Genomic DNA, 25,447 nt, shown 5'->3' on the forward strand with positions numbered 1-25,447 from the left:
TAATGTTAGTTATATTATTCTTTATACAAATATATACTAATTTATTTAGTTATAAACAATTTTAAAAGATAGTCATGAAAAAATTTGTGTACATCGTAACCGACAGAAACCGTACAAGTTTACATGTAGGGATGAGTTCTAATCTGATTAAGACCCTGGAATTCTATAAGCAAATGCCTTGTTTGTTTTTTGACAGCGGGCAGCAGCTGACGAGACTTGTTTATTTCGAGGAGCTGAAAACAGAGGCTCAGGCTTTGAGCAGATTTAAGCTAATCAGTAGGTTTACGCGTATGCAAAAGGAGCGGCTGGTAAGGTCCTGCAATCCTGACTGGGTAGATTTAACGATAGGTTTGGATTTTGAGCACATCACTTCGGGGAAGAAGATGATCAATCAGGTAAACATTTCGTTTAACATGCTTTCTTAAAATAACAACACCTGTATAAGTTTGCTTTATACAGGTGTTAAAAGATATGCTCTCAATTCTCAGTGTGGTTAACGCTCTCTGCGCTCTCAAGCCGCCATTAACGCTCTCAGTTTTTAGTTTTTTTAGCAAAGCTCTCCGCTCTCAACGGAGGGCTTTTTTACCATCCAGGTGCAAACGTAAGGCCGAACACGCCTGCTGATACATCTGTGCGCTGGAATGGAATGGCGTAATAAGGTTCAAGCACAAAATATCCGAATACGTTTACCCTTAAAGAAATACCTACACTCATTGCCGGTACACGTTCGTTCGTTCCGGTGTAAATGAAATTTCCGTTTATGTCTTTCACGGGTAATCCGTCTGAACCCAGCTGAGGATTTATGTTGTTGGTAGGTTGATTCTTGAATACCACTTTAGAGCCTTCGTTCCAGGCTAAACCAGCGTCAAAGAACAGGTTCAGATCTGTAAACAGAAATTTTGAAGGAATTGCGGATAATTTTTTAGGGCCGGTAAAAGGAAGACGAAGTTCAAAATTGAATACGGCTATTTTATTTCCGGACAATTGATTGATGTCAAATCCATTGGATGAATTGTTTCTGGTATTGTACAGTGAGTTCGCCTCATACCCTCTGATCAGATAAGGGTAACCTACGTATAATGGGTAAAGATTTTCTCCGTCTTTACCAATTCTCTGATAGTTATAGCTTCTTGCAGCAATGGTGATGGGTTTTAGGCGCCAGTACTTTCTAAGGTCGACTGTAACCGCAGAGAATTGGTAATCACCAAAGTACTGTTCCACGCCGACCCTATACCGGAAACCATCAAGCGGGGAGGTGATGCCATTTATAGAATTGTCGCCTACAAAAGAAGCATTGGCCTGGAAGATGCTAAAGCTTTTTAGTGGAACGCCTATATCATTAGTAGCCTCACTTAAAGGGACTTTTCTCTTGTCGGAAGTGATGTAATAACCAGGATAGCCATTGCCCAGGTCTTCATAATAATTGCTGATGCGATCTACCCTATAGCTGTAGCGCGAAACTGCTCCACCCATTTCAAACCGGTGTACCTTATTAAAAGGATAAGCCCCAAATACCTGGGCCTGATCTTCAAAAGTTCTGATCAGGTTGGTACGGTCATTAATTACATTAATTTCCGTGTCGCCATTTTTTAACTTATCCGGAACGATCTCCCTGTACCCGGTAAGGTAAGGAATGTGTGAAAGCGCTACACCCCAGTTGATTCTTTGCTGCTGGTTGATGTAACCTACCATACCTCCGAAGTCATAGATTTCGCCGTTTACAGAAAGGTTGGCGATGATCTGGTTACGCCCAAGAATATCACTGAACATTCCAACGATACCGCCCTGTACGCCTGTACCAAATCTGCTGGTAGAAACTCCCACACCACTATTGGCCAGGTAATCGAGTTTAAATTTCGGGCGATAAGGGACCAGGCGCATGGAATCGGTAGTGGTTTTTTCAAAACGCTCAAAGTTGCCCAGGTTGGAGTTTACAATGTCGACGCCCATGGATTCCATTGGCGGCAATATGGCTGCGTCAAAATTTACGGCATTGGCATCAACAGGTTTAGAACGGAAACTGCTGATCGGGGAATTGTAAAGCGTATATCGCTGTGATCGGTAATAGCTGTAAACGATATCATCGTTTCTGGACACAGAGATTGCCGGAGAAAATTCAGTAATGCCACTGATACCGGTAAAATAATCTGTGAGCTGTCTTACACTATTGTCGCCCAGATTATATTCATATAAATTCCTGAAGCCATCGCGGTTAGAGAGGAAGAAGAGGCGCTTGCTGTCGCCTGAGAACTGTGCATTCAGGTTATTGGCACCAGGAAATACCGGAATGTCTGTTAAAGATTTGCTTTCTATGTCGTATATGCTCAGATTTAAGGCATGGACGGCCATGTTGTTGTTTTTGACCATAGATGCCCTATCGGACGAGAATGCTATTTTCCTGCCATCCTGTGAATAAGCAGGTGCATAATCGGAATAGGAATCATTGGTGATCTGAGTAACTTTCCTGGTTTTTAGGTTATAGGAGAAGATATCGCTCTGACCTTGTACCATACCGGAGAAAGCAATGTCTTCGCCGTTTGGCGACCAGGTTAAATTTCCAAGTTGGGCAACTTCACCCATTTCTGCACGCAGGGCAACACTGCCATTGTCGACATTGATGATCATCAGTTGATTTTTGCCTTTACTGAAAATACTAAAGGCAAACTGTTTACCGTCGGGCGACCAGGCGCCGGCAGATTCGAGAAAGTTAAAATCATCTATATGAGAATTGGAAACCTGACTGCTCAGTTTTCTGATAATCTTTCCTGTTTTGGCGTCTGCCAGAAAGAGGTCTATTCCGAACAGGTCTTTTTCGGATAGGAATGCCAGATATTTACCATCCGGACTAATGGATGGGGCAACGTTCATGTTACCTGCATTTTTATTGTCGATGATTTTCGTTCCGGTAATTCTGATCTGGGAGCTGTCGGCCTTCAGCATTGGCCGGTAATGCGCTTCAATGGCATTTTTCCATAAGCCTGAAAGGGTCCGGTCATCGTAACCAAAAGTATATCTCAGGCCATTTTCATATCCGTATTTTGCAGTTGCCTTAAATAGGGGAACTATGGTGGTATCGCCATATACCGAACCTACGAAGGTCCAGAAGGCCTGTCCGTACCGATAGGGAAAATACTTATTGGAGTTGGTCAGGTCTTTTAAAGAAGGAATATCCCTGTTGAGCAGGGCGTCGCGCATCCACATGGAGGTAAAGGCATCTGTTTTTCCTACAGAGAGGTATTCTGCCATCCCTTCAATCATCCAGAGCGGAATCTGGCTGATGTTTTCCAGACCTATGGTATCTTTTTCCAATAACAGGTGGTATTGGAAGGCATGGACCAGCTCATGACCCAGCACGTGCCTGGTTTGGTTGTTCAGTTCCATGACAGGCATGATTACCCGGTTTTTGAAAGCCTCGGTTACACCACCTGTTCCGATACCCACTTCGCCTTGCAGGGCAGTGGTTTGCTGGAAATCTGGGTGATTATTATAAAGAATAATCGGGTTTTTCTTTAAAAAAGTATCCCTGAAAATTTCCTGATGCATTTTGTACCAGGTTTCTGCGTCCTGCGCAAATTTCTGAATCATTTTTTCATTTTTCAGGTAATAGTAAATTTCAAAATGCGGTGTTTGCAGGACTTTGAACTTTTCATTGTTGTAGCGCACCCGGTTTTGTCCGAAGTATTGGGCATAGATAAACTGGGATGAAACAATAAGGATAAACAGAACGGGGAGAAGTCTTTTAAGAAAGGTATAGCTTTTATTCATAACGCATATATTTCATTTAAATTTACGCAAAAAAGTAATAGCTAGTTTGCGGTAATTATATAGGGATAATTGGTATCACTGATTGTTTTTCTTTCTTTCTCTTTCTTCCTGACGTTGTTTTTTTCTCAGTTCCCTTTCTTCTTTCCTGGTTAAGGGTACTTCAGGAGCGGGTTGCTTTACCGGATCAACCGGTTTCTTTTCTTCTGTTTTTTGCACTACAGGTTCTGTGGTAGCCGGTGACTGTGGTTCTTCTATTTTAGGAACATCAAAATTGGTGGAATCCACAGCCAGACTATCATTGGAAGTAGTATCCACTTCATATCTTGGGGTAGGGCAATTGATCTCACGGGTTATTTTTACTTTGGCTTTAGGAAAAGGGCCCATGGTGTAACCTGTGCTGGGATCTTTATATACTTTTTCCATGAATTTAGCAAAAACAGGGAGTGCTGTTCTGGAACCTTCACCGGTTTCGCCGTTTTTAAAATGGGCGGTGCGTTCGTCGCAGCCTACCCATACACCTGTTACAAGGTCTTTGGTAATGCCCATGTACCAGGCATCTACATAGTCATTTGAGGTGCCTGTTTTTCCGCCGATCTGGTTGCCTTTTTTCCAAAGGTCCCATTCCCACAAAGCCTGCGAAGTACCGCCTGGCTCTTCCATTCCACCCCTGAACATGTAGAGCATCAGCCAGGATATTTCCTCGCTCAGTACACGTTTGGTTTTGGCTTTAAATTCTTCAATGATGTTGTTGTCAAGGTCAGTAATCTTTTCAACCAGGATTGGATCGGTTTTAAAACCACCGTTCAGGAAGGTCCCATAGGCTTTTACCATTTCGAATACAGAAACATCGTTGGTGCCCAAACTCACGGAAGGCACCGATTCAAGGTGGCTGTCGATACCGCAATCGTGTGCCCATTTGACTACATTTTCCCAGCCCACTTTTTCGGTAACCTGTGCGGTTATCGTGTTTACAGATTTACCCATTGCCCAGCGCAGTGACATTTCGCGGTAGCTTACGCTCCAGTCGGCATTTTTAGGCTCCCAGTATTCCGTTTTCCCTTTTTCCTGATAGGCAATCCTGACCGGTTTGTCGGTAAACTTATCACATGGACTCATGCCACTTTCCAGTGCGGCCAGGTAAGCAAAGGGTTTAAATGTTGATCCTGCCTGTCTTTTAGACTGGTTTACGTGGTCATATTTAAAGTATTTATGATCCAGTCCGCCCACCCATACCTTAATTTTGCCATTAAAAGGATCGAGGGTCATCATCCCGGTATTCATGATTTTTCCGTAGTAACGGATCGAATCCATGGTAGAGAACAGGGTATCACGATCACCTTTCCAGGTAAAGATCTTCATCTTCTTTTTCCTGTTCAAATAGGCGCTTATGGAGTCTGGCGTAGTGGGGTATTTTTTTTCAAGTTGTTTATAGATGGGCAAATTGCGCATGGCACGGTCCGGATAATCTACTTTCTTTCCTTCCGAGTCTTCCCATGGGTCTTCATTTCCCCAAACACTGTAAAACCGTCGCTGTACAACTTTCATTTGCTCTGCAACAGCTTCTTCGGCATATTTCTGGAGTTTGGAATCTATGGTGGTGTATATTTTCAATCCATCTTCATAGAGGTCGTAATTGTTGTCTTTACACCATTTTTCCAGGTACTTGTCTACTGCAGCCCTCAGATAGGAATCGCCATCACTGCCTTCATCAACCCTGCCTTCTTTTAATTTTATGGGCATATTTTTATAGGTACTCAGTTCGGCTGCCGAGATGTAATTGTATTTGTTCATCTGTGCCAGGGCAACATTACGGCGTTCCAATGCTTTTTCCGGATTTTTTACCGGGTTATAAAGACTGGTACCTTTCAGCATACCTACCAGCAGGGCCGATTCAGGAACATCAAGTTCGTTGGCTTCTTTGTCGAAATAGATGCGTGATGCGGTTTTGATACCATAAGCATTGTTACCAAAAGATACCGTATTGAGGTACATCGTGATGATATCGTTTTTGGAGTAGTTGGATTCCAGTTTTACAGCGGTAAGCCATTCTTTGAGTTTGGCCACTATGGTGCGTACCAGGGGAATGCGGCTGAGCAGACCCTGCGATTTGTTGTAACGGGTACGGTAGAGGTTTTTGGCCAGCTGCTGGGTAATGGTACTTGCCCCGCGTTTGTCGCCCGTAGCCGTAGAAATGCCGCTGGAAAGCAGTGAGCGGAAATCGATGCCCATGTGCTTGTAAAAACGGACGTCCTCTGTAGCCACTAATGCTTTAACCACACTCGGTGATATTTCATTGAAGCTAACAGGTGTACGGTTTTCTTTATAATAGCGGCCTATTAATTTGCCATCTGAGGTATAGAGTTCTGAGCCTACACGAAGGGTAGGGGTCTTGATGTCCTCATAGGATGGGGAATACCCAAATAACCATAAGAAATTGAGTTGCAGTGCACAGAAGAAGACAATGATACAAAAAAGGAATATGCTAGAATAACGGAGGTACTTATTGCGAATTTCTTTAAACATGCGGGTAAAGATCAAAAAAACGTAAAACAGTTTGTGTTAAATAGTGTTAAAAGTTGCAGTGCAAATTAACATATTTAATTTACTTAAATTTTCATGTAAAGTTACAAAGGTTTTAAAAAGATCTATGCTTAGCTTTACGGGTATTGTTAATACAATTTGCAGGAACCTATGAATAAAGAGATTGAACAATTTTTAGCTGTTCCGGGGAAGAAAGTTTCGCTGGATGATTTTTCGACCACCTATAAAGGCGAAAACAATAAGGAAAAGGGAATTCAGGAGATGGAAGAGATCAAAACCAGGCTGAGCGCCCTTCAGGAAACTTTGTATGCCGCCGATTCTCATTCTGTTTTGATCCTGTTCCAGGCGATGGATGCAGCCGGAAAGGATAGTGCAATACAACATGTGATGTCGGGCTTAAACCCCCAGGGCTGCCAGGTGTACAGTTTTAAGACCCCTACATCGGAAGAATATGACCACGATTTTTTATGGCGGCACTATAAGGCTTTGCCAGAGCGTGGCCGGATTGGTATCCATAACCGCTCACACTACGAAAACGTTTTGGTTTGTAAGGTACACCCCGAATATGTTTTAAACGAAAAACTGCCCGGATATGATAGTGTTCAAAAAATTGATAAAACCTTCTGGAAACGCAGGTACGAGAGCATTAGGAATTTTGAAAAGCACCTTAGCGATAACGGGACAGTTATTGTGAAGATCTTTTTGCATGTTTCAAAAGAGGAGCAAAAGCAGCGCTTCCTGGATAGGATTGAGGACAGGGCAAAGAACTGGAAATTTTCTTCCGCAGACATCAGCGAAAGAGGTTTGTGGAAGGATTACATGAAAGCCTATGAAGAGGCTATTGAAGAAACCTCGACAGCGCAGGCACCATGGTATATTGTGCCGGCCGACAAGAAATGGTACGCCAGGCTAACCATAAGCCATATCCTGGAAGATGTATTTAAAAAGATGGACCTGAAGTTTCCGGTACTGGCCAGTGCAGAACTGGAGAAACTGGATGAGATCAGAAAACAGCTAATGAAAGAGCAATAAGGGCTTATTTCTTTTTGGCTTTTCTTTGCAGTTCGTAGTCAAAAATTACCCGACCTATGTTCTTCATAAAAGGGAAGCATACCTGATCGTAATCGTATTTGTTGTCATTATAGATTCCATCTTCGTTGGACTGGACTACGGCTGTTAAAAAGAACTCGACCTTGTTTTTGCTGTCTTTGAAGTAAGCATTATCTATGATGAAGCCGTATGAATCGCCATATTTATTGTATATTTTCAGATTGGGATTGATGGTAGCATCCTTTTCCCGGCCATAATAGAGCATTTTAGCATAAGTTGGCCAGAATTCTTTAGGATTGTAGGCCGGGTAGTCGCTGTCTGTGGGGAGTTTACTCATATAAGTATAGATGAGTTGGTAATCTTCGGGTGTCAGGTTAAATCTTTCGTTTTCGGGAAAGGCTTGCGGGTAGATGAGCCTTTTCATCAATGACTGCTGGTCTGAAATGCTGAACGCATTTTTATTGATCAGGCTAAAAGGTTTGTTGACCAGCTTTTCGGCGCTGTCTATATATCCAACGCCCATAACCGTATTGGTTAAGACAAGAGGGTATTCTTTAGGATCGTATTGGGCGGGCTGACTGTAAACCAGCTTCGATCCATCGTAAAATCTAATCGGATTGGTGTGTTTGGAAGTTTCACCAGCATCGCCAATAGCCAGCCTGTTCAGGATGCGGCTATCGTTAAGGCCGTATTTTTTTAGTTTCTGGTTGATCTCTGCACGGCCAATGAATTCAAACAGGCGGTTAAATGCATCGTTATCACTGGTGAGCAGTATTTTTTTGACGTAGTGTGCTATAGAAGGGAGCCCGTTTCTGGCGCTGGTATCCGTAGTTACTTTGGTTTGTTTGGCATAGGCACTATCTGTAATCATGGTGCTGGCCGCAGTAAGTTTCTTAACCTTCAGGTCGTTTGCCCCAATTTCATTGATCTTTTCCAGTGCAAAAATTACGGCAGCCAGTTTCACCGTACTGGCCGGGTAAAAATAGCGGTGGTTATCCAGATTATAACTAAATGATTTAAAGCTGATCTGCTTTTTGGTATTGCGGTTAACCTGAGTGTAAAGTACCTGCACCTGGTTTTTTTGCGGATGATTTAAAACACCGTTAAAAAGATCGGGATGCTGACGCATCAATTGTTCAATGAGCAGGGTGTCGGTTTTTTGCGCCATGGTATTCAAGCTAATCAGAAGCAGGAAAGAGAATATTATAAAGCGAGTTATAGAGGACATTATGGAGAAAGCTGTTTTTTTCATTTCAATGGAATATTGAGTTTAAATATAGGTATTAAAAAATATATCAAAAACGCCTGTTGCTCATGGCCGGATTATTAAGTACCTTTGCCTCGCTTTTGGTTCCCGGTCGCACTGGCCGGGATTAAAAGGGAATACGGTGTAATTCCGTAACTGTCCCGCAGCTGTAAGCTCTGTAACGGTGTTCAAATCGGGCCACTTTTTATCTGAGGAAAAGATAATTGGGAAGGCAGAATATCCGGGAGCAAGTCAGAAGACCTGCCAAAAGTGGTAATATTTCATAGCTTTCGGGGATTGAAGCTTGGAGTGAGTGCTTGTTTATTGTATTTCATTTCCTTGATCTAACTGTTTGCTGTGGGTAAAAGCTCACATCAAAAATGATAAGAAAATCAAATGCCTTTTATGGCATGAATTCTCGTTTATCTGTTTTTTTTAAAGCCACATTATGGCTGGGGCTTTTTACACCTGTAACTTTATTTGCCCAGCAGGATGCTGCCAAAGCAAAAAAAGCCGATTCTATTGATAAAGTGAATCAGCTTAAGGAAGTTCAGATCAGGACTTTAAAGATCAGCCGTCGGCAAACTTCATCTACACCTTTACAAATCTTATCGGGGGAGGAACTCCAAAAACTGAACAGCTTATCTGTTGCAGATGCCGTTCGCTTTTTCTCAGGTGTGCAGTTAAAAGATTACGGTGGCATTGGCGGTTTAAAAACCATCAATGTGCGCAGTATGGGGACCAATCATACTGCAGTGTTTTATGATGGCGTACAGATAGGCAATGCACAGAACGGGCAAGTGGACCTGGGTAAATTTTCGCTGGACAACATTGAGGAGATAGAGCTGTACAACGGGCAAAAGAGTTCTATTTTTCAGTCGGCCAAAGGTTTTGCTTCAGGAAGTTCCCTGTATCTCAAATCTAAACAGCCTGATTTTTCTGATGGGAGGACACAAAAAGTCCGTGCAGCTTTAAAAGGCGGATCGTTTGGGTTGGTCAATCCTTCTCTACTATGGCAAAGCAAAATCAGCAATAGCATTTACAGCTCGCTTAGTGCAGAATATAAAAATGCACATGGGCGGTACAAATTCAGGTCTACCAATGGGGTATACGATACTACCGCGGTAAGGACAGATGGGGATATAGAAGCGATGCGTTTAGAGCTTGGCTTAAACGGGATATTGCCAGACAGCAGCAAATGGCGGGTAAAACTGTATGGTTACAAGGATAAACAGGGTTTGCCTGGTGCGATAGTAAACAATGTATTTTCATTTCCGCAAAGGATGTGGAACAGGAACGCTTTTGTACAATCCTCGTACGAAAAAAATACAGGTAAATACAGCCTGCTCGCAACGGTAAAATACGCAAATGATTACCAGCATTATCTGAACCCAGAGAGAATCACTACTAATGGATTTGAAGAGAATAAGTATCATCAGCAGGAAGTGTATCTGTCTTTTGTCAATAAACTTGAAATGACGAAATATTGGGATATTGTGTTATCGGCAGATTACCAGTGGAACAAGCTGGATGCGGATCTCTACCGCTTTGCTTACCCAATAAGAAATACGGTGCTTACTGCGCTGGCTACCCAGTTTAAGTTAGACCGGTTTGATATCCAGGCTAATTTATTAAGTACGCTTAAATATGACCAAACCAGGGAAGGGCCGGGAGATCCGGACAGAAAAGAATTGACACCTACAGTAATGGTTTCATGGCAGCCTTTTAACCAAAAGGAATTCAGGGTACGTTCGTTTTATAAAAGCATTTTCAGAATGCCGACATTTAATGACCTGTATTATACCTTCTATGGGTTTGTCGTATTGAAACCTGAGTATACTAAACAGTATGACCTGGGCTTTACCTATCTTAAGGCCTTTGAAAATAAACTACTGAGCCAGTTTTCTATACAGGGCGACGCCTATTATAACAGGGTGAAGGACAAGATTGCCGCGGTGCCCGCCAATAACCTGGCAAGATGGAGTATGGAAAACCTGGGGCTTGTAGAAATCAGGGGACTGGACGTAAATGTACAATCGGCATGGCAGCTGACTACTGATCTAAGCCTTACGGCCGGTCTTACCTATACCTATCAGGAAGCTATCGATGCCGCGCCCATTTCGCCTAACTATAAAAATCAGATCCCTTATGTTCCGGTACATAGCGGATCATTTATGAGCAGCGCTACCTATAAACAGTTCTCTGTAAATTATAGTTTCATTTATACTGGTGAACGATATAACCAAAGTGCAAATATCATGGAAAACTATGTAATGCCCTGGTATACTCATGATGCGGCGGTCCATTATAATACCCGCTTTAATAAAAGAGAAATACGCATTACTGCAGAAATTAATAACCTGCTGAACCAGGATTATGCGGTAATAGAGAACTTCCCTATGCCGGGGCGTAACTACCGTTTTGGATTAACCTATAATTATTAATCGTAATGAAAAACTTATTAGTCCTGATCGCTTTTTTCATACTTATGGTATCCTGTCGTAAAGACCTTAAGCCAATTCCTGAAACGCAGCAACAGGTTTTGCCACCTGATCCGTTAAGCACCATTAAGGGTTTTTATGTGGTAAATGAAGGCAATATGAACATGAACAAAGCTTCGCTGGATTATATGGACTACACTACTGGCATTTACAGGAAAAATATTTACAACCAGGCCAATCCTGCAGTAGTAAAGGGGCTGGGCGATGTGGCGAACGACATTGGGGTGTATGGTTCTAAGTTATATGTGGTGGTCAATGTTTCCAATAAAGTGGAAGTTTTGGATGTGAAAACAGGAAAACGCATTACGCAGATTAACATTACCAATTGCAGGTACATCACTTTTAACAATGGAAAGGCCTATGTGAGCGCATACCTTGGTAAGGTGGGCGATCCTAACGCACCCAATGGGATTGTAGCGCAGATAGATACCAGCTCGTTGAAGGAGGTGAAGCGCATCGATGTTGGCCGGCAGCCTGAAGAAATGGCCATAGTAGGCCAAAAGCTATATGTGGCCAATTCAGGTGGGTATAGTCCGGCTGCCTACGAAAGAACCGTTTCCGTAATTGACCTGAATTCTTTTGCAGTAATTAAAAATATTGATGTCGCAGTCAACCTGCACAGGTTGAAGGCCGATCGATATGGTGATTTGTATGTAACCTCAAGAGGGGATTATTATGACATCCCCTCTAAAATGTTTGTCATAGACACCAAGACGGACCAGGTAAAAAAAACATTTGATATTGCCGTGAGTAATCTGGCAATAGATGGGGATATCGCCTATTATTACGGGTCAGAATGGAGTTATGATGAGGCTAAGTTTACGATAACGTATGGGATGCTGAATGTGAAGGATGAAACCCTCATGGATCGGCAGTTCATTACGGATGGAACGGAAAAGTCCATCACCATTCCCTATGGTATTGCTGTTCATCCTGTAACAAAGGAGGTATTCGTAACGGATGCCAAAAATTATGTGTCGCCGGGCAAACTGTACTGCTTTAATGCAGCCGGACAAAAGAAATGGACGGCCACAACCGGGGACATCCCTGCTCACTTTGCTTTTATCTATTAAACCCTATATATCTTAAAAATGACTTTTAACAAAAACAAACGAACCCACTTAAAACCGGCATTGATCATGATTGCCGCTCTTCAATTGTGCCTTATTGCCTGTGAAAAAAAGGAACGTGCCGAAGAAGATCACTATGAACCCAGGCCTGTAAGCCCTACAAGTTCTAAATTTATCAGCAAAATATATGAATACATGCCTGCACCCGGACAGTTCATCAATTCCGGGCTTGGAGAGCTGAAAGCCGCGGAAGCACTGGTTGGCAAAGCGCGGGAAGGGTTGGTTTCTTTAGGCGGGTTTGGTGGGTACCTTATCTTTGGTTTTGACCATTCTATAGCGAACAAAGAAGGGGCCGATATCGGTATTTACGGAAATCCGCTTACCGGTGAAGGAATGGAATGGTCGGAGCCCGGAATTGTAATGGTCATGCAGGATTTGAATGGGAACGGGTTACCTGATGACGGAGAATGGTTTGAACTTGCCGGTAGCGAATACAATAAAGCAGAAACCATTAAAAATTATACAATTACGTATTATAACCCTAAAAACAAGACCGATGACATCAAATGGAAGGACAATCAGGGGAAAGAGGGGTATGTCTTACGCAATGCCTTTCACAGCAATGCTTATTATCCCGAATGGATCAAGGACCAGGACCAGCTGAGCTTTACCGGTACTTTGCTCAGGAACACTTTAGCCGCAGGTAACATCATTACTAACCAGCCATTGGAATGGGGATATACCGATAACGGTTCTGCGGACTATAAAGGCCTGATGGAAAATACCGGAGCAGGCTACAATTCTTTTGACATTTCCTGGGCGGTGAATGCGCAGGGCAAAACCGTACAACTTACACATATTGATTTTGTAAAGATCTATACCGGGCAAAATTCCAACGGAAACCCCTTTGAACCTGACAGGAACAATCCGCGGGCAAGGTTCCTGGGAGAGGTTTCCACAGAAGTAGGGGGAGCTATAGACATCAGTTTGCACTTAAAGAAATAACAGATAAACAGATAATAAAAACCAAAGGGCAGAGTTACTTTATTTAGCTTTGCCTTGCCAAAAACAAGTATGATGAACAAACTAAAATTATTTGCATTTGCAGGAGCTCTGCTAACGTTTAGCGCCTGTAAAAAAGAAAAATTACCAGCAATTGATCCGCAGCCAAATGCCACAACAGGGGTCTATGTGTTATGCGAGGGCCTTTATTCTGTAACAACCGGAAGTAGCGCAAGTTCTATCACTTATTTTGATATGTCGACCTCCATCCCTCAAACAGACTATTTTAAAAAGCAAAATGGGATAGAACTTGGTGTCAATGCAAATGACTTAAAACAATATGGCAGTAAGATGTATTGTGTGATCACAGGTACCAAGCCTGAAGATAAAAACTCATATGTTGAAGTGATGAGTATTGCAACGGGGAAATCGCTAAAAAGAATACCTTTTTCGGACGGCTCCAAAGGCTTCTTACCACGTACTGTAACTTTTTATAAAAATAAGGCTTATGTAGTTGGATTTGATGGTTACGTGAGTAAAATTGATACGGCAGGCCTTACCATTGAGTCGAGGATTGCAGTGGGGGGGGCGCTGGATGGGTCTACCATTGTAAATGGTAAATTGTATGCAGCTAATTCCAATCATCCATATTATCCTAATCCAAACAATTCATCAGTTTCTGTAGTAGATTTAAGTACTTTCACAAAATTGGGCGATATAGCCGTTGGCTTTAATCCAACCAGAGTTGCGGCAACGGCCAGTGGCGATATTTATGTACTGACAAAGGGAAATTATGTGGATATTCCTGCCTCGCTGGATAAAATAAGCAGCGTGACAGATAAAAAGATCGGTTCTAATCCTGTAAGTCTCGAGTACCTGAATGTTACCGGAACAAAGGGATTTGTAATAGGCGATTACCTTGATCCGTATTTTAAGACACTTAACATTACAACAGGTGCAATCGAAACTAATTTTGTTACAGACCCAACGGCCGTGGTTAGCACTCCTTATGGCGTTACTGTAAATGGTCTGGACAATAATGTTTTTGTAGCTGATGCCAATAACTATGGAACAGAAGGTAAGTTGTTTTGTTTCAGCCTGGATGGCAAAAAGAGATTCTGGTTTGCAACTGGCGCTTTGCCTCAAAGTGCAGTGTTCAAATACAGCTATAAATAAATAATATAAAATACATAAACCATGAAAGCTAAGCATTACCTGGTATTATCTGCGCTCTTTTTAACGCTGTTTACCGCCTGTAAAAAGGATAAAGAGACCTTAGAAGCACCTGCGGTACAGATGACCGTTGAAGGGACAGTACTGAATATCAAGGTAAATGAGACGATTGCTTTCTCGGCTTTAAACGTAAATGGGAAAGCCTATCAGCAGGAGTGGAAACTGGACGGGGAAATACAGGGCAATGGTTCTGACTATGAGTTTAGCCCTATACAGTCCGGGATTTATACGATAGAATACCAGGCAAAGAATAGTGGGGGAGAGTTTGTGTGGAGCTATACGGTAAACGTTGGACTGCCCAATATCCCGGTAACACCTGGCAGCAGTGCTTACGTTAAAAAGGTTTTTGAGTATTTGCCGGGGCCGGGGCAGTTTATTAACCGGGCTTCAGGCACCCTTACTGCCGCGAAAAGCCTGGAGGGAAAATCGGGACTGGTATCATTAGGTGCCTGGGGAGGCTATATCGTATTGGGTTTCGACCATACGGTAATTAACGAAAGCGGTAAGGACGACCTGGTTATTTTTGGTAATCCACTCGCCGATTTCGCCGAGCCGGGAATTGTATGGGTAATGAAAGATGTGAACGGAAATGGTTTGCCGGATGATACCTGGTACGAAATAAAAGGCAGTGAATACGACCTGTCAGGCTATGTCCGCGATTATGAAGTGACCTATACCAGACCTGCTGCCGGTGGCGGACCGGTTGCCCGGAGAGACAACAAAGGAAACAGCGGTACGGTAAATATGGGCACTAAGGTTCAGGGCTATCCATCATGGGTCTCCGCAAACGAATATACGCTGAAAGGTTCACTGTTGCCATCCACAAACATCAAGCCCGGGAACCGTATTACCAGTATACCTTTTGCTTTTGGTTATGCGGACAACCTGTCCGATGGCGATAAAATCGACATCGCAAATGCTGTAGATGCTACAGGGAAACCGGTAGCCCTGGCTGGCATTGATTTTATCAAAATCCAGACCGGGGTACAGGCCAATATGGGCATTTTAGGCGAATTTTCTACCGAACTGCTGGGGATAATAGACCTGGGCATGATCAAATAAAGCGGATTGTTTTATTATCCATGGAAATAACATAACTTTGTTGTATAATTTAAATGAACATGTCTGGATCTAAATTTAACCCGAGTACCTTGATATTATTACTTGTTGTGGTACTTGTAAGCATTTTTCGTGTCGCGGCACCCAATTCTGATAACTTCAAGGAAATTGCCAATTTTTCGGCTGTAGGAGCTATTGCCATGTTTGGCGCTGCTTATTTCAGCAATCCTTTGAAAGCGTTTGGCTTTCCCTTGATGGTGTTGCTGCTGAGCGATCTGTTTATCGCCAGAACATCAGGCTATGGCTTCTTTTACCCGGGCTGGTATTGGACCTATATTGCATTTGTGCTGATGGTACTGGCCAGCAGGTTCATCCTTAAAAAGGTAAATGTGCAAAATCTGGTACTTTCTACGGTGGTAATCACATTGATCCATTGGATCGTTTCAGATATCAGTCCAATGTACGTACCTGGCCTATATCCACCAACATTGGCTGGCTACTGGACTTGCCTGATTGCTGCAATTCCTTACGAACTGAAGTTTTTGCTGGGGACTGTTATTTACGGTACAGTAATGTTTGGTGTAAAAGCATGGTACCCTTATTGGGGTGTGAATAAAAGCGTAAGTATTTGATGCGTTTTAGGATGAATATATAAAGGGCTACCGGAAAAGGCGGCCCTTTTTTTATGGATAGAATTTACATAAAGGTGATGCCTGCATTAAAGCCCAGCCAGCCTTTAGTATTCCTGCCGAAACTGTGGTGATGTGAAGGAACAATATTTTGTTTATATCCTGCAGCACTTGGCGTGCCGGAGTTATCCATACTATAAACAGAATAGGCAGGGCCGGCAAATAAAGTGATGCCCTTAACCAGCTGAACCTGGAAATTGGCTTGGAAGCGGTTAAGTGTAGTGGCACCGTCCCAGTCACCCAGGTATACCAGCTGACTGCTGAACTCTGCGCTGGCCGACAGGCGGTTATTGAATATAAAATCATGCCCGAGCCCTAATCCGGCAGTATATATTTTTTCATGCTTTGATAGGTTTGCCCCTGCCAGCAATATGGTATAGAGTTTGGCATTACCTGTTTTTACAGCAAGATTGGTGTTTACGGTTTCAGTACTATATAAACTGATTTTGTGGTAGCCATGTTTTACAAGGTTCAATAAGCCCAGACTGTAACCCGAGGAGGTATCGGAAACATTAACAATCCCCAACTGGAAACCACTCATTTTTTTTGCATAGTTGAACAGGCCCGCAATCTGAACTCCTTTAAGATGCCTGGTAGTAATGTTGCCCAGTCCTGCTAATTGCAGGCCACCTGCATTTTTACTGGCTATATTGGCAAGCCCTGCGATCTGTACCCCCTTTACATTTCCTGAGACGAGGTTGCAAAGTCCCGCGACCTGGCTTCCACCTGCAGTTCCTCTCACGTGGTTCAATAATCCTGCTGCCTGAAAGCCCTGTTTATCGCCCCTCACATCATTCATCAGGCCTGCAAACTGTAAGCCGTTTAACGAGCCTCCGGCTTCATTAAACAAGCCAGCAAACTGCAGCTTTTTTACATCGCCTTTGGTGATGTTAAACAAACCGGCGATCTCGAAGCCATTGGTGCCTGCAGTATAGCCACCCAATACATTTAAGGAGAACTTATTGATCACCTGAGCGCTCATGAGTCCGTGCGAGCTTAGCCCCGGCGTCAATGAGGCCTGAAATGCACTGTTTGCAAAGAAATTGGGAATGTTTAAGCTCTGGATCCTTTGTTTGGAAGAAATGAAGAACCTTCCAATTCCGGAACGTTCTACGTCTGCAAAAACACCGGCAGCCGCATCGTTATTTGGATCACTGTAACCTTCAGGTTTTACTTTAATGTCTGATAGAAAAATAAGGGTAGTATCCCTGTAATTTTCTTTACTGGCTGTAAGGGCTACCTGGCTGTGCTCGCCTTTAAATTTTAAGCTGAAATAACCATTGTTATCTGTTAATGTAGAGGGTATTAACTTTTTTTCGTAAACACTGGCCTGTTTAATTTTTTTGCCGGTTTCGATATCCACAACATACCCGCTAATAATGTAAAGCTTTTCGGCTGTAGTAATGTTCTCGGGTTCAATGGTCAGCCGGTAGGCCGCGTAACGTAGAATGATGTATTCTCCATTTTCCTTATAGTCGACTTTGTTCTTAAACAGCTGATCTAAAATTTCCCTTACAGGCGCATCTTTAACATCCATGTTAACCAGGCTGTCCTGACTGAAAAGCGAACCACTATAGGAAAAATAGAAATCTCCGGCCCGGCTAATGCGGTTGAGTATATCAGAGATTGGGGCTTTTTTTATAGTGATACTCACTCTTTTTTCCAGATTATGCCTGGAAGGCGTAAGCGGCATTTGTGCTTTTGCAAACCCGATCAGGAAGAGGAACACCAAGGTGATTTTTAATTTCATTTTGTTTGTTTAGACAACAGGATCTGCTGTTCGTTACGGACAAATTTAAGATCCAGTGTGCTGCAGATGGTCTTTAAATTGGCTTCCAGTGTGGTATCTGCCTTTAAAGTGGTAAAGATGGTCTCTTTTTTAATTGAAGGGTCGTGAATGATGATCTGCGCATGATAAGCCTCATTCAATATTTCAACTGCCCTTGGCAACGTGGTACCGTTCAAAACAAATTTGTTAGTCCGGTAGTAATTGTAAAGCTCATCCTGGTTTTGTTCTTTGATCAGCTCATCGTTTCCATTTCTGATCAGCACTTTTTCCCCTTTACGAAGGGTTATTTCTTCGCTGCCCCTGCTAACCTTTACAATTCCGGTCTCTACAATTACCTCAGTCAGGTCTGTCAGGTGCTTTATATTGAAAGATGTACCTACCACCAATACAGCAATTTTATCTATTTCGATTACAAAAGGCCTGCTTTTATCGTGTGCCACACTGAAAAAGACTTCGCCTTTCTGGAAATGTATATTTCTGTTTCTTTTGAAATTAGAGGCGTAACTGAGCCGTGCATTTTTATTGAGGGTAAGTTCAGAACCATCCGGAAGGATTTCCCTGGTTACTGCATTCCCTGCGCTTAACGGCTTGTAGGAAACCGGTGAAAGCAGGTTATAGGCCGACCATGCTGCGGCTATTAAAACCAGTACTGCAGCTATTCTGAGCCATTTGTAAGCTGGCTTTAAAGGTCTTACTATGGGTTGGTTAATGGTTTGCTGTGCTGCTCTTTGTTTAAACCTTCCCCATGCCTCGTTTTCATCAACGCTGCTATTTGCAGACAGCTTTTTGCTACTGTTCCATATTTTTTCAAACTGCTCAAAATAGCTTTTATTGGAAGCTGAGGCATCTAACCAGGTTTGCACGGTGATGCTTTCCTCTTCACTTGTTTCATTTAATAGAAACTTTATCAATAATTCATCAGTCATGCGCTTTCTAATTAAAAAAATCCTTGTAATACATCAGGCCTGCTAAAATGAGCGAAAGGAAGTCAGCCAGCTTCAAACGCATAATTTTGAGTGCCTTGCCCATTTGGTTTTCTATGGTTTTTACAGACAGACCCAGCTGATCTGCAATTTCCCGGTATTTTAATTCCTCAAACCTGCTCATCTGAAATATGGTGCGGCATTGCTCGGGCAATTCGTTTAATGCCAGTCCAATCTGCCGTTCCAGTTCACTGGTTTCTACTTTTGATGAGGCGGGTTCATTGTGGCTGTTCATGGTATAAGTGGCAAAATCCTGATACTTTGTTTTAATTTTTTCATGCTTTAAAAGGTTAAGGCTGTCGTGATATACACATTTGTACAGGTAGGCTTTCACAGATGTCTGAATGTTCAGCAATTCCCGTTTCTCCCAAAACTTTAAAAACATATTCTGTACCACTTCTTCTGCGATATCTTCATCTCTGAGTATGGCAATGGCATAGGCGTGCAGTGCTTTGAAATGCATTTTGAACAAATGCTCAAAAGCCTCATCGTCGTCCTGCAGGTTTGTATTTTCTGAAATGTGATTGGCTGGCTTCAAGTAATTAAATCTTATTCAAATATATCAGTTCAGGTTCTTATTCTCTTTAAAATTTCCATTCCGGTTGCACTATTTGTGGTAATCAGGTCGATATATTGCACCTTTGGGAACCAGAAACTCCCACCGTTAACCCTTACAAATACCCGTTTCAGCAGTAAGTTCTTACCCTCATCTTTAATGTAGATGCGATACTTATGATCAGTTTCAGATCTCAGGAGATACATGGGCATTTTTTTGTAGGCTACTAACCTGATTTCGTATTCATCGGTACCAATTGGTTTACTTTGTACACCATAGGCAAACTTTTTTTCAATAGTGGTCAGCTCTTTAAACTTCTGATCTTCTTCATACCTGATCCATGAACCCTTTATAGGATTGTTGGTTTGTAAAGTGCCATCGCTGTTATAATTTAACTCATACACGACGGTGTTTGCGTCAGGATCACGTTGCAGAAAAAATAATAAGTTACAGCCTTTGGGAGTTGGCAGACTGGCTTGCTCTACTTGTTTCTGTGCGTATGAAACCTGACTTAGCAAAATAAGCATGACAGTGATGATTAAAATGCTCCTCAATAATCTTTTTGCCAAGGGGGCAGGTGCTTTCCGGGACACCCGCATTTTCGACGCTTTATATTGATCTACCATGACAGGACTGGCAAAGATGAAAAAGAGCAGTTCTTCTAGGCCATCGCTTTGTTTGATGTCGTGCTGCATGTCCTTGCACTCATGGAAATGGAATTGAACCGATGTCATTACTGTAAATTTAAAATTTAACGACTTTGCCTGACCCGCTTACATCCGCATCTACTTCCGGACTTCCGGTATAATAAACCTTGCCGCTGCCGCTGATCCTGGCTTTTAATTTATGCTGAACTTTAACCCTGGCGTCGCCGCTACCGGAGATATCTACATCTGCCTTTTCAGCGCTGATTTGCTGAAGATCTGCCTTTCCGGAACCCGAAATGTTGATCAGAACCTGATCAGTATCAAAAGCATCCTGGGCAACAATGCCCCCCGAACCGCTAATTGATATCTTCAATTCATCTGATTCGGGAAAAGCACCTTGTATGGTTATTTTTCCACTTCCACTAAGAGATGCTTTCCTGATGTCGGGAAGGGTAATGTAAGCTTCAACATCATCGTGCTGAATACTGGCATTCTCATAGCCCAGGTACAGTGTTTTATTGATGACATTGGTTTTGAAGTAGGGGATCAGGTTGTTGGAACCCCTTAGTTCTACTTTAAATTCCGTACCGTATGTAATATAGATTATATTTGACCCGCTGGTGTTTATTCCTGTAAATTCTCCAGGTGAGCGCGTTTCTGTGGTTTTATCGCCACTGGCAGTAAGCCTGTCTTTTGAACATCCGATAAACAGAAAGCCCATTAATGTAAGTGTTGCTATGTATTTCATAATGATCGTATTATATAATTGAATGTTTGTGTGATTTTAGAATAAGTATTGTATACCACCTCCGTAACCTACATATAATGCCTGGAAGTTGTTGCCCCATTTGTTCTCCCATGAAGTGATATAGCTTTTGTTCAGACCGCGGCCCTCAATGGTATTGGTGTTGAGGTAATTGAATGCAGGCCCCCCAGATATTTCCAGTTTCGGCGTGATTTTGAAGGCAGGCATGAGTTTAAATGAAGTTTTGAAGTATTCACCTGCTTTGAAGCTTTCGAGTCCTGTTCCGACGATCTCAGCATTTAAACGGAACCTGTTGGACTGGAAGAAATGTGCTCCAATTCCGGCCTCGAATGCATAGACCTCTTTTTTGTTTTTAAAGTTATAACCGAGCCCTATGATTCCATAAAGTATTTTTCCGCCCGACCTGAAGGAAAGCATTGTAGTAAGCGTTTCATCGGTGCTGACCCCCAGGCTTTTTCCGCCGTTTTTTACAATGTTGATGATGCCTATAGGATAGTCACTGCTGTCGGCCACATTGATAAATCCTGCCAGCTGTGCACCTTTTACCTTTCCTGCTATGTTGATAAAACCAGCAAGCTGAGAACCTTTAATGTCTTTTGCTTTATTCATGAAACCAGCAAACTGGACACCTGCATCCTTCTTGGACAGGTTCATAAAACCGGCAAACTGCGGGCCCTTTACCTGACTGGCAATATTTGCAAAGCCTGCAAACTGTACCCCTGTCACTTCTTTTGCGATGTTAGTGAAACCGGCAAACTGTGCGCCCTTAACATTACCTGAAGCGAAGTTGGCAAAGCCGGCAACAGCAAATGCTTCACCACCACCATAGGTATTTAAAAGCCCCGCAAACAATCCTCCGTTGGCCTGTTTGCCGATGTGATTAGAAAGACCGGCAAACTGGAAGCCTTCTGTATCGTTACGTACTATATTGGACAAACCTGCAAAAGAAGCACCCTGTTCTGATGCAGAAACACCCGCAAGGAGGTGTATAGAAAGGTTATTTGTATCTAACGGCGCATGTGTACCATTGGTACTTAAAGGATACACAAAGCCAAAATGTATTTTTCCCGGTATCTTGTTCTGGCCGAAAGCAGTAAATCCTGTTGCAGATAAACACAGACATATCAGGGTTTTTAGGGTCTGCATCTGCACGTTTGTTTTGTAAATTCTGAAGTTCATTTTTTGTCTCATTTTGAATTAGGACAAGGAGATGAACTTTTACCCCTACGCGGGAAGAAAATAAATTTAAAGCTACTAACTAGGTTAGTAAGCAAAGCTATCCATAGCATCACTATAGCCAGTTCATAACAGGTTTATTTCTGATTTTAATTGAGTTTAGCCGAGGCAAACCCGAAATAAACCCGGTATGCATTACTGGGTGCAGCTATCTTTAGGCCTGCAAAGAGTAAACGATTAATGACTTAAACAGAACAAATATTGCCTTATATTTGTGAAGAACGTACAGTTTAAAATATCAGGTTTGCCTATGTTGTTATATGTGAAGAATATGGTTTGCGACCGCTGCATTATGATTGTAAGGCAGCAGTTGGAAAATTTTGGCTTTAAGGTTGACGAAATTTCCCTTGGAAAAATTGAGGTTGAACCTAACCCGGATGCAAACCAGTTAAAAAGTATTGGAGATGCATTGGGCGGCCTGGGCTTTGAATTGATTGACAAGGAAAAGGATCAGCTTGTTGAGCAAATCAAGACACAAATCATCAACCTGATCCACTATTCCGACCTTAACGGTATTCACCAGAGCTTAACACAATTGATAGCTGACAAATTAAATAAGGATTATGCCTATTTGAGCAGGCAGTTTTCAGATACCGAGGGAATTACCATAGAAAAATACATTATTCAACAAAAGATTGAAAAGGTAAAAGAACTGCTGGAATATGGTGAATTGAACCTGAATGAGATCGCTTTTAAAATGGACTACAGCAGCAGTGCCCATTTGTCGGCCCAGTTTAAATCGCTAACCGGGCTTACACCAAGTAAATATAAAGCAGCCACTTTAAACGACAGAAAGCCCTTAGATAAGGTCAGGTAAATAGTAAACGTAAAAACAAATTATAAGTTAAGGAATGGACAAAATGATTAACCATCCCGGTGTAATTATCGGGTTTGCAGTTGTAGTGATCGTAATGCTGCTTTTAGATCTGGGGGTTTTTAATAAGAAGGTACATGCCGTTAGCAGTAAAGAAGCAGCGATATGGTCGGTAGTTTGGATCGGTTTGTCTATGGTCTTTAGCCTGGTGGTATGGCATACCTCAGGCTTTGAAAAATTCACACAGTTTCAATCTGCGTACTGGATAGAAAAGGCACTTTCTGTGGATAATCTTTTTGTTTTTATCCTGGTTTTTGGTTTTTTTAATGTGCCGAAGGAATTGCACCATAAGGTATTGTTTTGGGGCATTATTGGCGCATTGCTCTTCCGGGCTATTTTCATTTTTGCGGGGGTAGAGTTGATAAACCTAACCTATTTGCCAGAGATGTTGGTATTTGGGCAGCTGGTAAAGATCAATGTTGTACTACTGATTTTTGGTTTGTTCCTGGTATATGCAGGCATTAAATCCGGACTTGCCAAAGAAGATGATGATGGAGAAAAGGATTTTAGTAAAAGTCCAGGTGCACGTGTGATCTATAAACTTTTTAAAGTAAGCAAGGAATTTGACGGGGCTAAGTTTTTTACGGTTCAGAACGGGGTAAAATTAGCGACCCCTTTACTGGTTGTTGTGGCAGTAATAGAATTTACCGATCTGTTGTTTGCTGTGGATTCTATACCGGCAATTTTTGCCATTGCACCTGATGATCCCTTCATTCTTTATACTTCAAATATATTTGCCATACTAGGTTTAAGGGCGCTATATTTTCTGCTGGCCAACTTTATCCATATGTTTAGTTTATTGAAATACGGACTGGCCATTATTTTATCGTTTATTGGGTTGAAAATGGTGATTGGGCCTTTTTATCATATTTCATCCCCTGTATCATTGTCAATAGTAGGAGGGGTATTGGTTTTATCAGTTATTGCCTCAATTATCTTTGCACCAAAGAAAACCAGTGCTGCTGATTAAAAATAAATTGAATTAAAAAAGGCCATGGTATGATTACCATGGCCTTTTTTAATTCAATTTATCTGAGCTTAATATAAGGTAAACTCAACGCGACGGTTTTTCTGACGGCCATCGGCAGTTTTGTTGGATGCGATAGGCTGGTTTGGACCATAACCTGTTGCCTCAATACGTGAAGCATTTGCACCTTGTGATACCAGGTAAGCTTTGATAGACTCTGCTCTTTCTTTAGATAAACGTAAGTTTAATGCCATTGAACCAGTGTTGTCTGTATGACCAGCTAATTTCAGGCTAAAGTTTTTCTCGATCAGCAGTGCAGCTACTTTATTTAAAGTTGCATAAGATTTAGCTCTGATAGTAGCTTTACCTAAATCGAACTCTAAGTTTTTGATGGCCTCATCCACTACCTTACGGTCGGCTTCGGTTACCACAACCTTAGTTTCTTTAATGATTTCACGTTGTACTTTAATAGGGCAACCTGAACCATCTACAACTGTACCAGAAGGGGTACCAGGGCATTTATCAAATTTGTTGGCTACACCATCATTATCATCATCACCCATATCTTTTGCATATTGTTCCCTGTCTCTTGCAGCGTTTTGCTCAGCAGTGGAAAGTGCTCTTCTTAACTCATCTGACTCTTCTTTGGTTTGTGCGCGAAGATTAGCCAGTGAGCTGTAGTTTTGTAACTGAGGTTTTTCTTTGCTTCCCAGTGCAAATTCTAATCCGATATGACCGTAAGAGAATTTGTCGTTTCTACCACCATAGTTAAAGCCATCAAATTTGTCTGATTTCACAAAGTTAACGTCGTACCCCATATCTAAATTGATGCCTTTTGCAACCCCTAGTTTAAAACCAGCTCCAACCGGTACAAACCACCTTTCTTTATAGCTTTCATTTGCCGATAAAGGAACGTTCGTAGTTGATGCACCTGCAGACATGTATCCGGCACCAGCCTTAACATAAGGTGTAAGTATTGCGTTCTCTTTGTTGATGTTGATGTTTGCAATGTTGTAAATTGCGGTTAAAGCAGCAGACCATTCAATTTTTGTTTCATAGCTAGAACCACTAAGGTAGGTATTGTCGCCATTGGCATCCAATCCTCCGGTGTTAGACCTTAAACCTTCAACTTTCCCCCTTAGGAAGTCGGCCTGGATTCCTAAAGACGGAAGTACCTGCTTTTTAATGAAGCCGCCATAGCCGATGGTTTCTTTAGCAGTTTGAAAATCGCGCTCTTTACCGTTGAAAATTGTATTCTGACTAAGTACGCCGCCATGTACACCTACAGACCAGGTACGAAATGACTTTTCGGAAAACCTTCCTGAATCCTGAGCAAATAATTGCGTCGATAACCCCATTAGGGACAGCACTAAAGCCGTTTTTGTAATTTTTGAGTTCATATTGATTTTGTTAGATGTTTAATCTTTCGGCTTTCAGTCCGAATGCTTACGTGCTTGTAATAATCCTGCCAAA

Annotated in this window: 20 protein-coding genes and 1 riboswitch; of the genes, 10 read left to right on the top strand and 10 right to left on the bottom strand. The window is 42.2% G+C overall.

What is annotated here, in order from left to right; translation table 11 throughout:
* Positions 1-74: 74 nt before the first annotated feature.
* Positions 75-425: a GIY-YIG nuclease family protein gene (locus B9A91_RS18315; RefSeq protein ID WP_084240475.1), complete on the top strand. Its 351-nt coding sequence runs from the start codon at positions 75-77 to the stop codon at positions 423-425.
* A 157-nt stretch (positions 426-582) separates the two neighbouring features.
* Here B9A91_RS18315 and B9A91_RS18320 read toward each other — a convergent pair whose 3' ends face one another.
* Together B9A91_RS18320 and B9A91_RS18325 are read right to left on the bottom strand one after the other, a co-directional pair.
* A complete protein-coding gene (locus B9A91_RS18320; RefSeq protein WP_084240476.1) occupies positions 583-3,765 on the bottom strand; it encodes a basic secretory protein-like protein in 3,183 nt (1,060 codons plus the stop codon).
* 75 nt (positions 3,766-3,840) lie between these two features.
* On the bottom strand, positions 3,841-6,288 hold the full coding sequence (locus tag B9A91_RS18325; protein WP_084240477.1) for a penicillin-binding protein 1A: 2,448 nt from the start codon (positions 6,286-6,288) through the stop codon (positions 3,841-3,843).
* A 168-nt stretch (positions 6,289-6,456) separates the two neighbouring features.
* Between B9A91_RS18325 and B9A91_RS18330 the strand changes: the two genes are divergently transcribed.
* Positions 6,457-7,338, top strand: coding sequence for a polyphosphate kinase 2 family protein (locus B9A91_RS18330; protein WP_084240478.1), 882 nt, complete (start codon positions 6,457-6,459; stop codon positions 7,336-7,338).
* A 4-nt stretch (positions 7,339-7,342) separates the two neighbouring features.
* Here the strand turns inward: B9A91_RS18330 and B9A91_RS18335 are convergent, their stop codons facing one another.
* A complete protein-coding gene (locus B9A91_RS18335; protein WP_084240769.1) occupies positions 7,343-8,524 on the bottom strand; it encodes a serine hydrolase in 1,182 nt (393 codons plus the stop codon).
* A gap of 163 nt (positions 8,525-8,687) precedes the next feature.
* Positions 8,688-8,885, top strand: a riboswitch (cobalamin riboswitch).
* Between the two features lie 97 nt (positions 8,886-8,982).
* Here B9A91_RS18335 and B9A91_RS18340 point away from each other — a divergent pair.
* The 6 genes from B9A91_RS18340 to B9A91_RS18365 all read left to right on the top strand — a co-directional run bounded on the left by B9A91_RS18340 (position 8,983) and on the right by B9A91_RS18365 (position 16,099).
* A complete protein-coding gene (locus tag B9A91_RS18340) occupies positions 8,983-11,046 on the top strand; it encodes a TonB-dependent receptor (protein WP_084240479.1) in 2,064 nt (687 codons plus the stop codon).
* A 5-nt stretch (positions 11,047-11,051) separates the two neighbouring features.
* A complete protein-coding gene (locus tag B9A91_RS18345) occupies positions 11,052-12,176 on the top strand; it encodes a YncE family protein (RefSeq protein WP_084240480.1) in 1,125 nt (374 codons plus the stop codon).
* 18 nt (positions 12,177-12,194) lie between these two features.
* Positions 12,195-13,178: a PKD domain-containing protein gene (locus tag B9A91_RS18350; RefSeq protein WP_084240481.1), complete on the top strand. Its 984-nt coding sequence runs from the start codon at positions 12,195-12,197 to the stop codon at positions 13,176-13,178.
* Positions 13,179-13,247: 69 nt separating this feature from the next.
* Entirely contained in the window at positions 13,248-14,351 is a 1,104-nt protein-coding gene (locus tag B9A91_RS18355) for a YncE family protein (RefSeq protein WP_084240482.1), read from the top strand.
* A 21-nt stretch (positions 14,352-14,372) separates the two neighbouring features.
* Positions 14,373-15,470, top strand: a complete 1,098-nt coding sequence (locus B9A91_RS18360) for a cell surface protein (protein WP_084240483.1) — start codon at positions 14,373-14,375, stop codon at positions 15,468-15,470.
* A 59-nt stretch (positions 15,471-15,529) separates the two neighbouring features.
* Positions 15,530-16,099: a DUF6580 family putative transport protein gene (locus B9A91_RS18365; protein ID WP_317043342.1), complete on the top strand. Its 570-nt coding sequence runs from the start codon at positions 15,530-15,532 to the stop codon at positions 16,097-16,099.
* Between the two features lie 64 nt (positions 16,100-16,163).
* On the opposite strand, the gene B9A91_RS18370 is transcribed toward B9A91_RS18365, so the two are convergent.
* The 6 genes from B9A91_RS18370 to B9A91_RS18395 are packed head-to-tail and all read right to left on the bottom strand — an operon-like array spanning position 16,164 to position 22,076.
* On the bottom strand, positions 16,164-17,906 hold the full coding sequence (locus B9A91_RS18370) for a peptidase associated/transthyretin-like domain-containing protein (RefSeq protein WP_084240485.1): 1,743 nt from the start codon (positions 17,904-17,906) through the stop codon (positions 16,164-16,166).
* Complete coding sequence (locus tag B9A91_RS18375) at positions 17,903-18,871, bottom strand: FecR family protein (RefSeq protein ID WP_084240486.1); 969 nt, start codon at positions 18,869-18,871, stop codon at positions 17,903-17,905. The genes B9A91_RS18370 and B9A91_RS18375 overlap by 4 nt, the downstream gene beginning before the upstream one ends.
* A gap of 7 nt (positions 18,872-18,878) precedes the next feature.
* A complete protein-coding gene (locus B9A91_RS18380; RefSeq protein WP_084240487.1) occupies positions 18,879-19,466 on the bottom strand; it encodes an RNA polymerase sigma-70 factor in 588 nt (195 codons plus the stop codon).
* A gap of 29 nt (positions 19,467-19,495) precedes the next feature.
* The gene (locus B9A91_RS18385) at positions 19,496-20,218 is read right to left on the bottom strand and encodes a DUF4833 domain-containing protein (RefSeq protein ID WP_084240488.1); all 723 of its coding nucleotides are present in this window, start codon (positions 20,216-20,218) and stop codon (positions 19,496-19,498) included.
* 10 nt (positions 20,219-20,228) lie between these two features.
* The gene (locus B9A91_RS18390) at positions 20,229-20,879 is read right to left on the bottom strand and encodes a GIN domain-containing protein (RefSeq protein WP_084240489.1); all 651 of its coding nucleotides are present in this window, start codon (positions 20,877-20,879) and stop codon (positions 20,229-20,231) included.
* Between the two features lie 36 nt (positions 20,880-20,915).
* Positions 20,916-22,076 (bottom strand): hypothetical protein, encoded by a 1,161-nt coding sequence (locus B9A91_RS18395; protein ID WP_084240490.1) that lies wholly within the window; start codon positions 22,074-22,076, stop codon positions 20,916-20,918.
* Between the two features lie 271 nt (positions 22,077-22,347).
* Here B9A91_RS18395 and B9A91_RS18400 point away from each other — a divergent pair, with 271 nt between their 5' ends.
* Positions 22,348-22,950, top strand: a complete 603-nt coding sequence (locus B9A91_RS18400; protein ID WP_235012600.1) for a helix-turn-helix domain-containing protein — start codon at positions 22,348-22,350, stop codon at positions 22,948-22,950.
* Between the two features lie 34 nt (positions 22,951-22,984).
* On the top strand, positions 22,985-23,977 hold the full coding sequence (locus tag B9A91_RS18405; RefSeq protein ID WP_084240492.1) for a TerC/Alx family metal homeostasis membrane protein: 993 nt from the start codon (positions 22,985-22,987) through the stop codon (positions 23,975-23,977).
* A 68-nt stretch (positions 23,978-24,045) separates the two neighbouring features.
* Here the strand turns inward: B9A91_RS18405 and B9A91_RS18410 are convergent, their stop codons facing one another.
* Complete coding sequence (locus tag B9A91_RS18410) at positions 24,046-25,374, bottom strand: OmpA family protein (protein WP_084240493.1); 1,329 nt, start codon at positions 25,372-25,374, stop codon at positions 24,046-24,048.
* Positions 25,375-25,447 lie beyond the last annotated feature (73 nt).

The organism is Pedobacter africanus (genome assembly GCF_900176535.1).
Lineage (GTDB): Bacteria > Bacteroidota > Bacteroidia > Sphingobacteriales > Sphingobacteriaceae > Pedobacter > Pedobacter africanus.

Bases quoted from the DNA above. Each gene is read 5' to 3' on its own strand.
- B9A91_RS18340 (WP_084240479.1), top strand. From the start codon at position 8,983: ATGATAAGAAAATCAAATGCCTTTTATGGCATGAATTCTCGTTTATCT.
- B9A91_RS18350 (WP_084240481.1), top strand. From the start codon at position 12,195: ATGACTTTTAACAAAAACAAACGAACCCACTTAAAACCGGCATTGATC.
- B9A91_RS18345 (WP_084240480.1), top strand. From the start codon at position 11,052: ATGAAAAACTTATTAGTCCTGATCGCTTTTTTCATACTTATGGTATCC.
- B9A91_RS18390 (WP_084240489.1), bottom strand. From the start codon at position 20,879: ATGAAATACATAGCAACACTTACATTAATGGGCTTTCTGTTTATCGGA.
- B9A91_RS18370 (WP_084240485.1), bottom strand. From the start codon at position 17,906: ATGAAATTAAAAATCACCTTGGTGTTCCTCTTCCTGATCGGGTTTGCA.
- B9A91_RS18315 (WP_084240475.1), top strand. From the start codon at position 75: ATGAAAAAATTTGTGTACATCGTAACCGACAGAAACCGTACAAGTTTA.
- B9A91_RS18405 (WP_084240492.1), top strand. From the start codon at position 22,985: ATGGACAAAATGATTAACCATCCCGGTGTAATTATCGGGTTTGCAGTT.
- B9A91_RS18355 (WP_084240482.1), top strand. From the start codon at position 13,248: ATGATGAACAAACTAAAATTATTTGCATTTGCAGGAGCTCTGCTAACG.
- B9A91_RS18375 (WP_084240486.1), bottom strand. From the start codon at position 18,871: ATGACTGATGAATTATTGATAAAGTTTCTATTAAATGAAACAAGTGAA.
- B9A91_RS18385 (WP_084240488.1), bottom strand. From the start codon at position 20,218: ATGACATCGGTTCAATTCCATTTCCATGAGTGCAAGGACATGCAGCAC.
- B9A91_RS18325 (WP_084240477.1), bottom strand. From the start codon at position 6,288: ATGTTTAAAGAAATTCGCAATAAGTACCTCCGTTATTCTAGCATATTC.
- B9A91_RS18335 (WP_084240769.1), bottom strand. From the start codon at position 8,524: ATGGCGCAAAAAACCGACACCCTGCTCATTGAACAATTGATGCGTCAG.
- B9A91_RS18330 (WP_084240478.1), top strand. From the start codon at position 6,457: ATGAATAAAGAGATTGAACAATTTTTAGCTGTTCCGGGGAAGAAAGTT.
- B9A91_RS18365 (WP_317043342.1), top strand. From the start codon at position 15,530: ATGTCTGGATCTAAATTTAACCCGAGTACCTTGATATTATTACTTGTT.
- B9A91_RS18395 (WP_084240490.1), bottom strand. From the start codon at position 22,076: ATGAACTTCAGAATTTACAAAACAAACGTGCAGATGCAGACCCTAAAA.
- B9A91_RS18320 (WP_084240476.1), bottom strand. From the start codon at position 3,765: ATGAATAAAAGCTATACCTTTCTTAAAAGACTTCTCCCCGTTCTGTTT.
- B9A91_RS18360 (WP_084240483.1), top strand. From the start codon at position 14,373: ATGAAAGCTAAGCATTACCTGGTATTATCTGCGCTCTTTTTAACGCTG.
- B9A91_RS18410 (WP_084240493.1), bottom strand. From the start codon at position 25,374: ATGAACTCAAAAATTACAAAAACGGCTTTAGTGCTGTCCCTAATGGGG.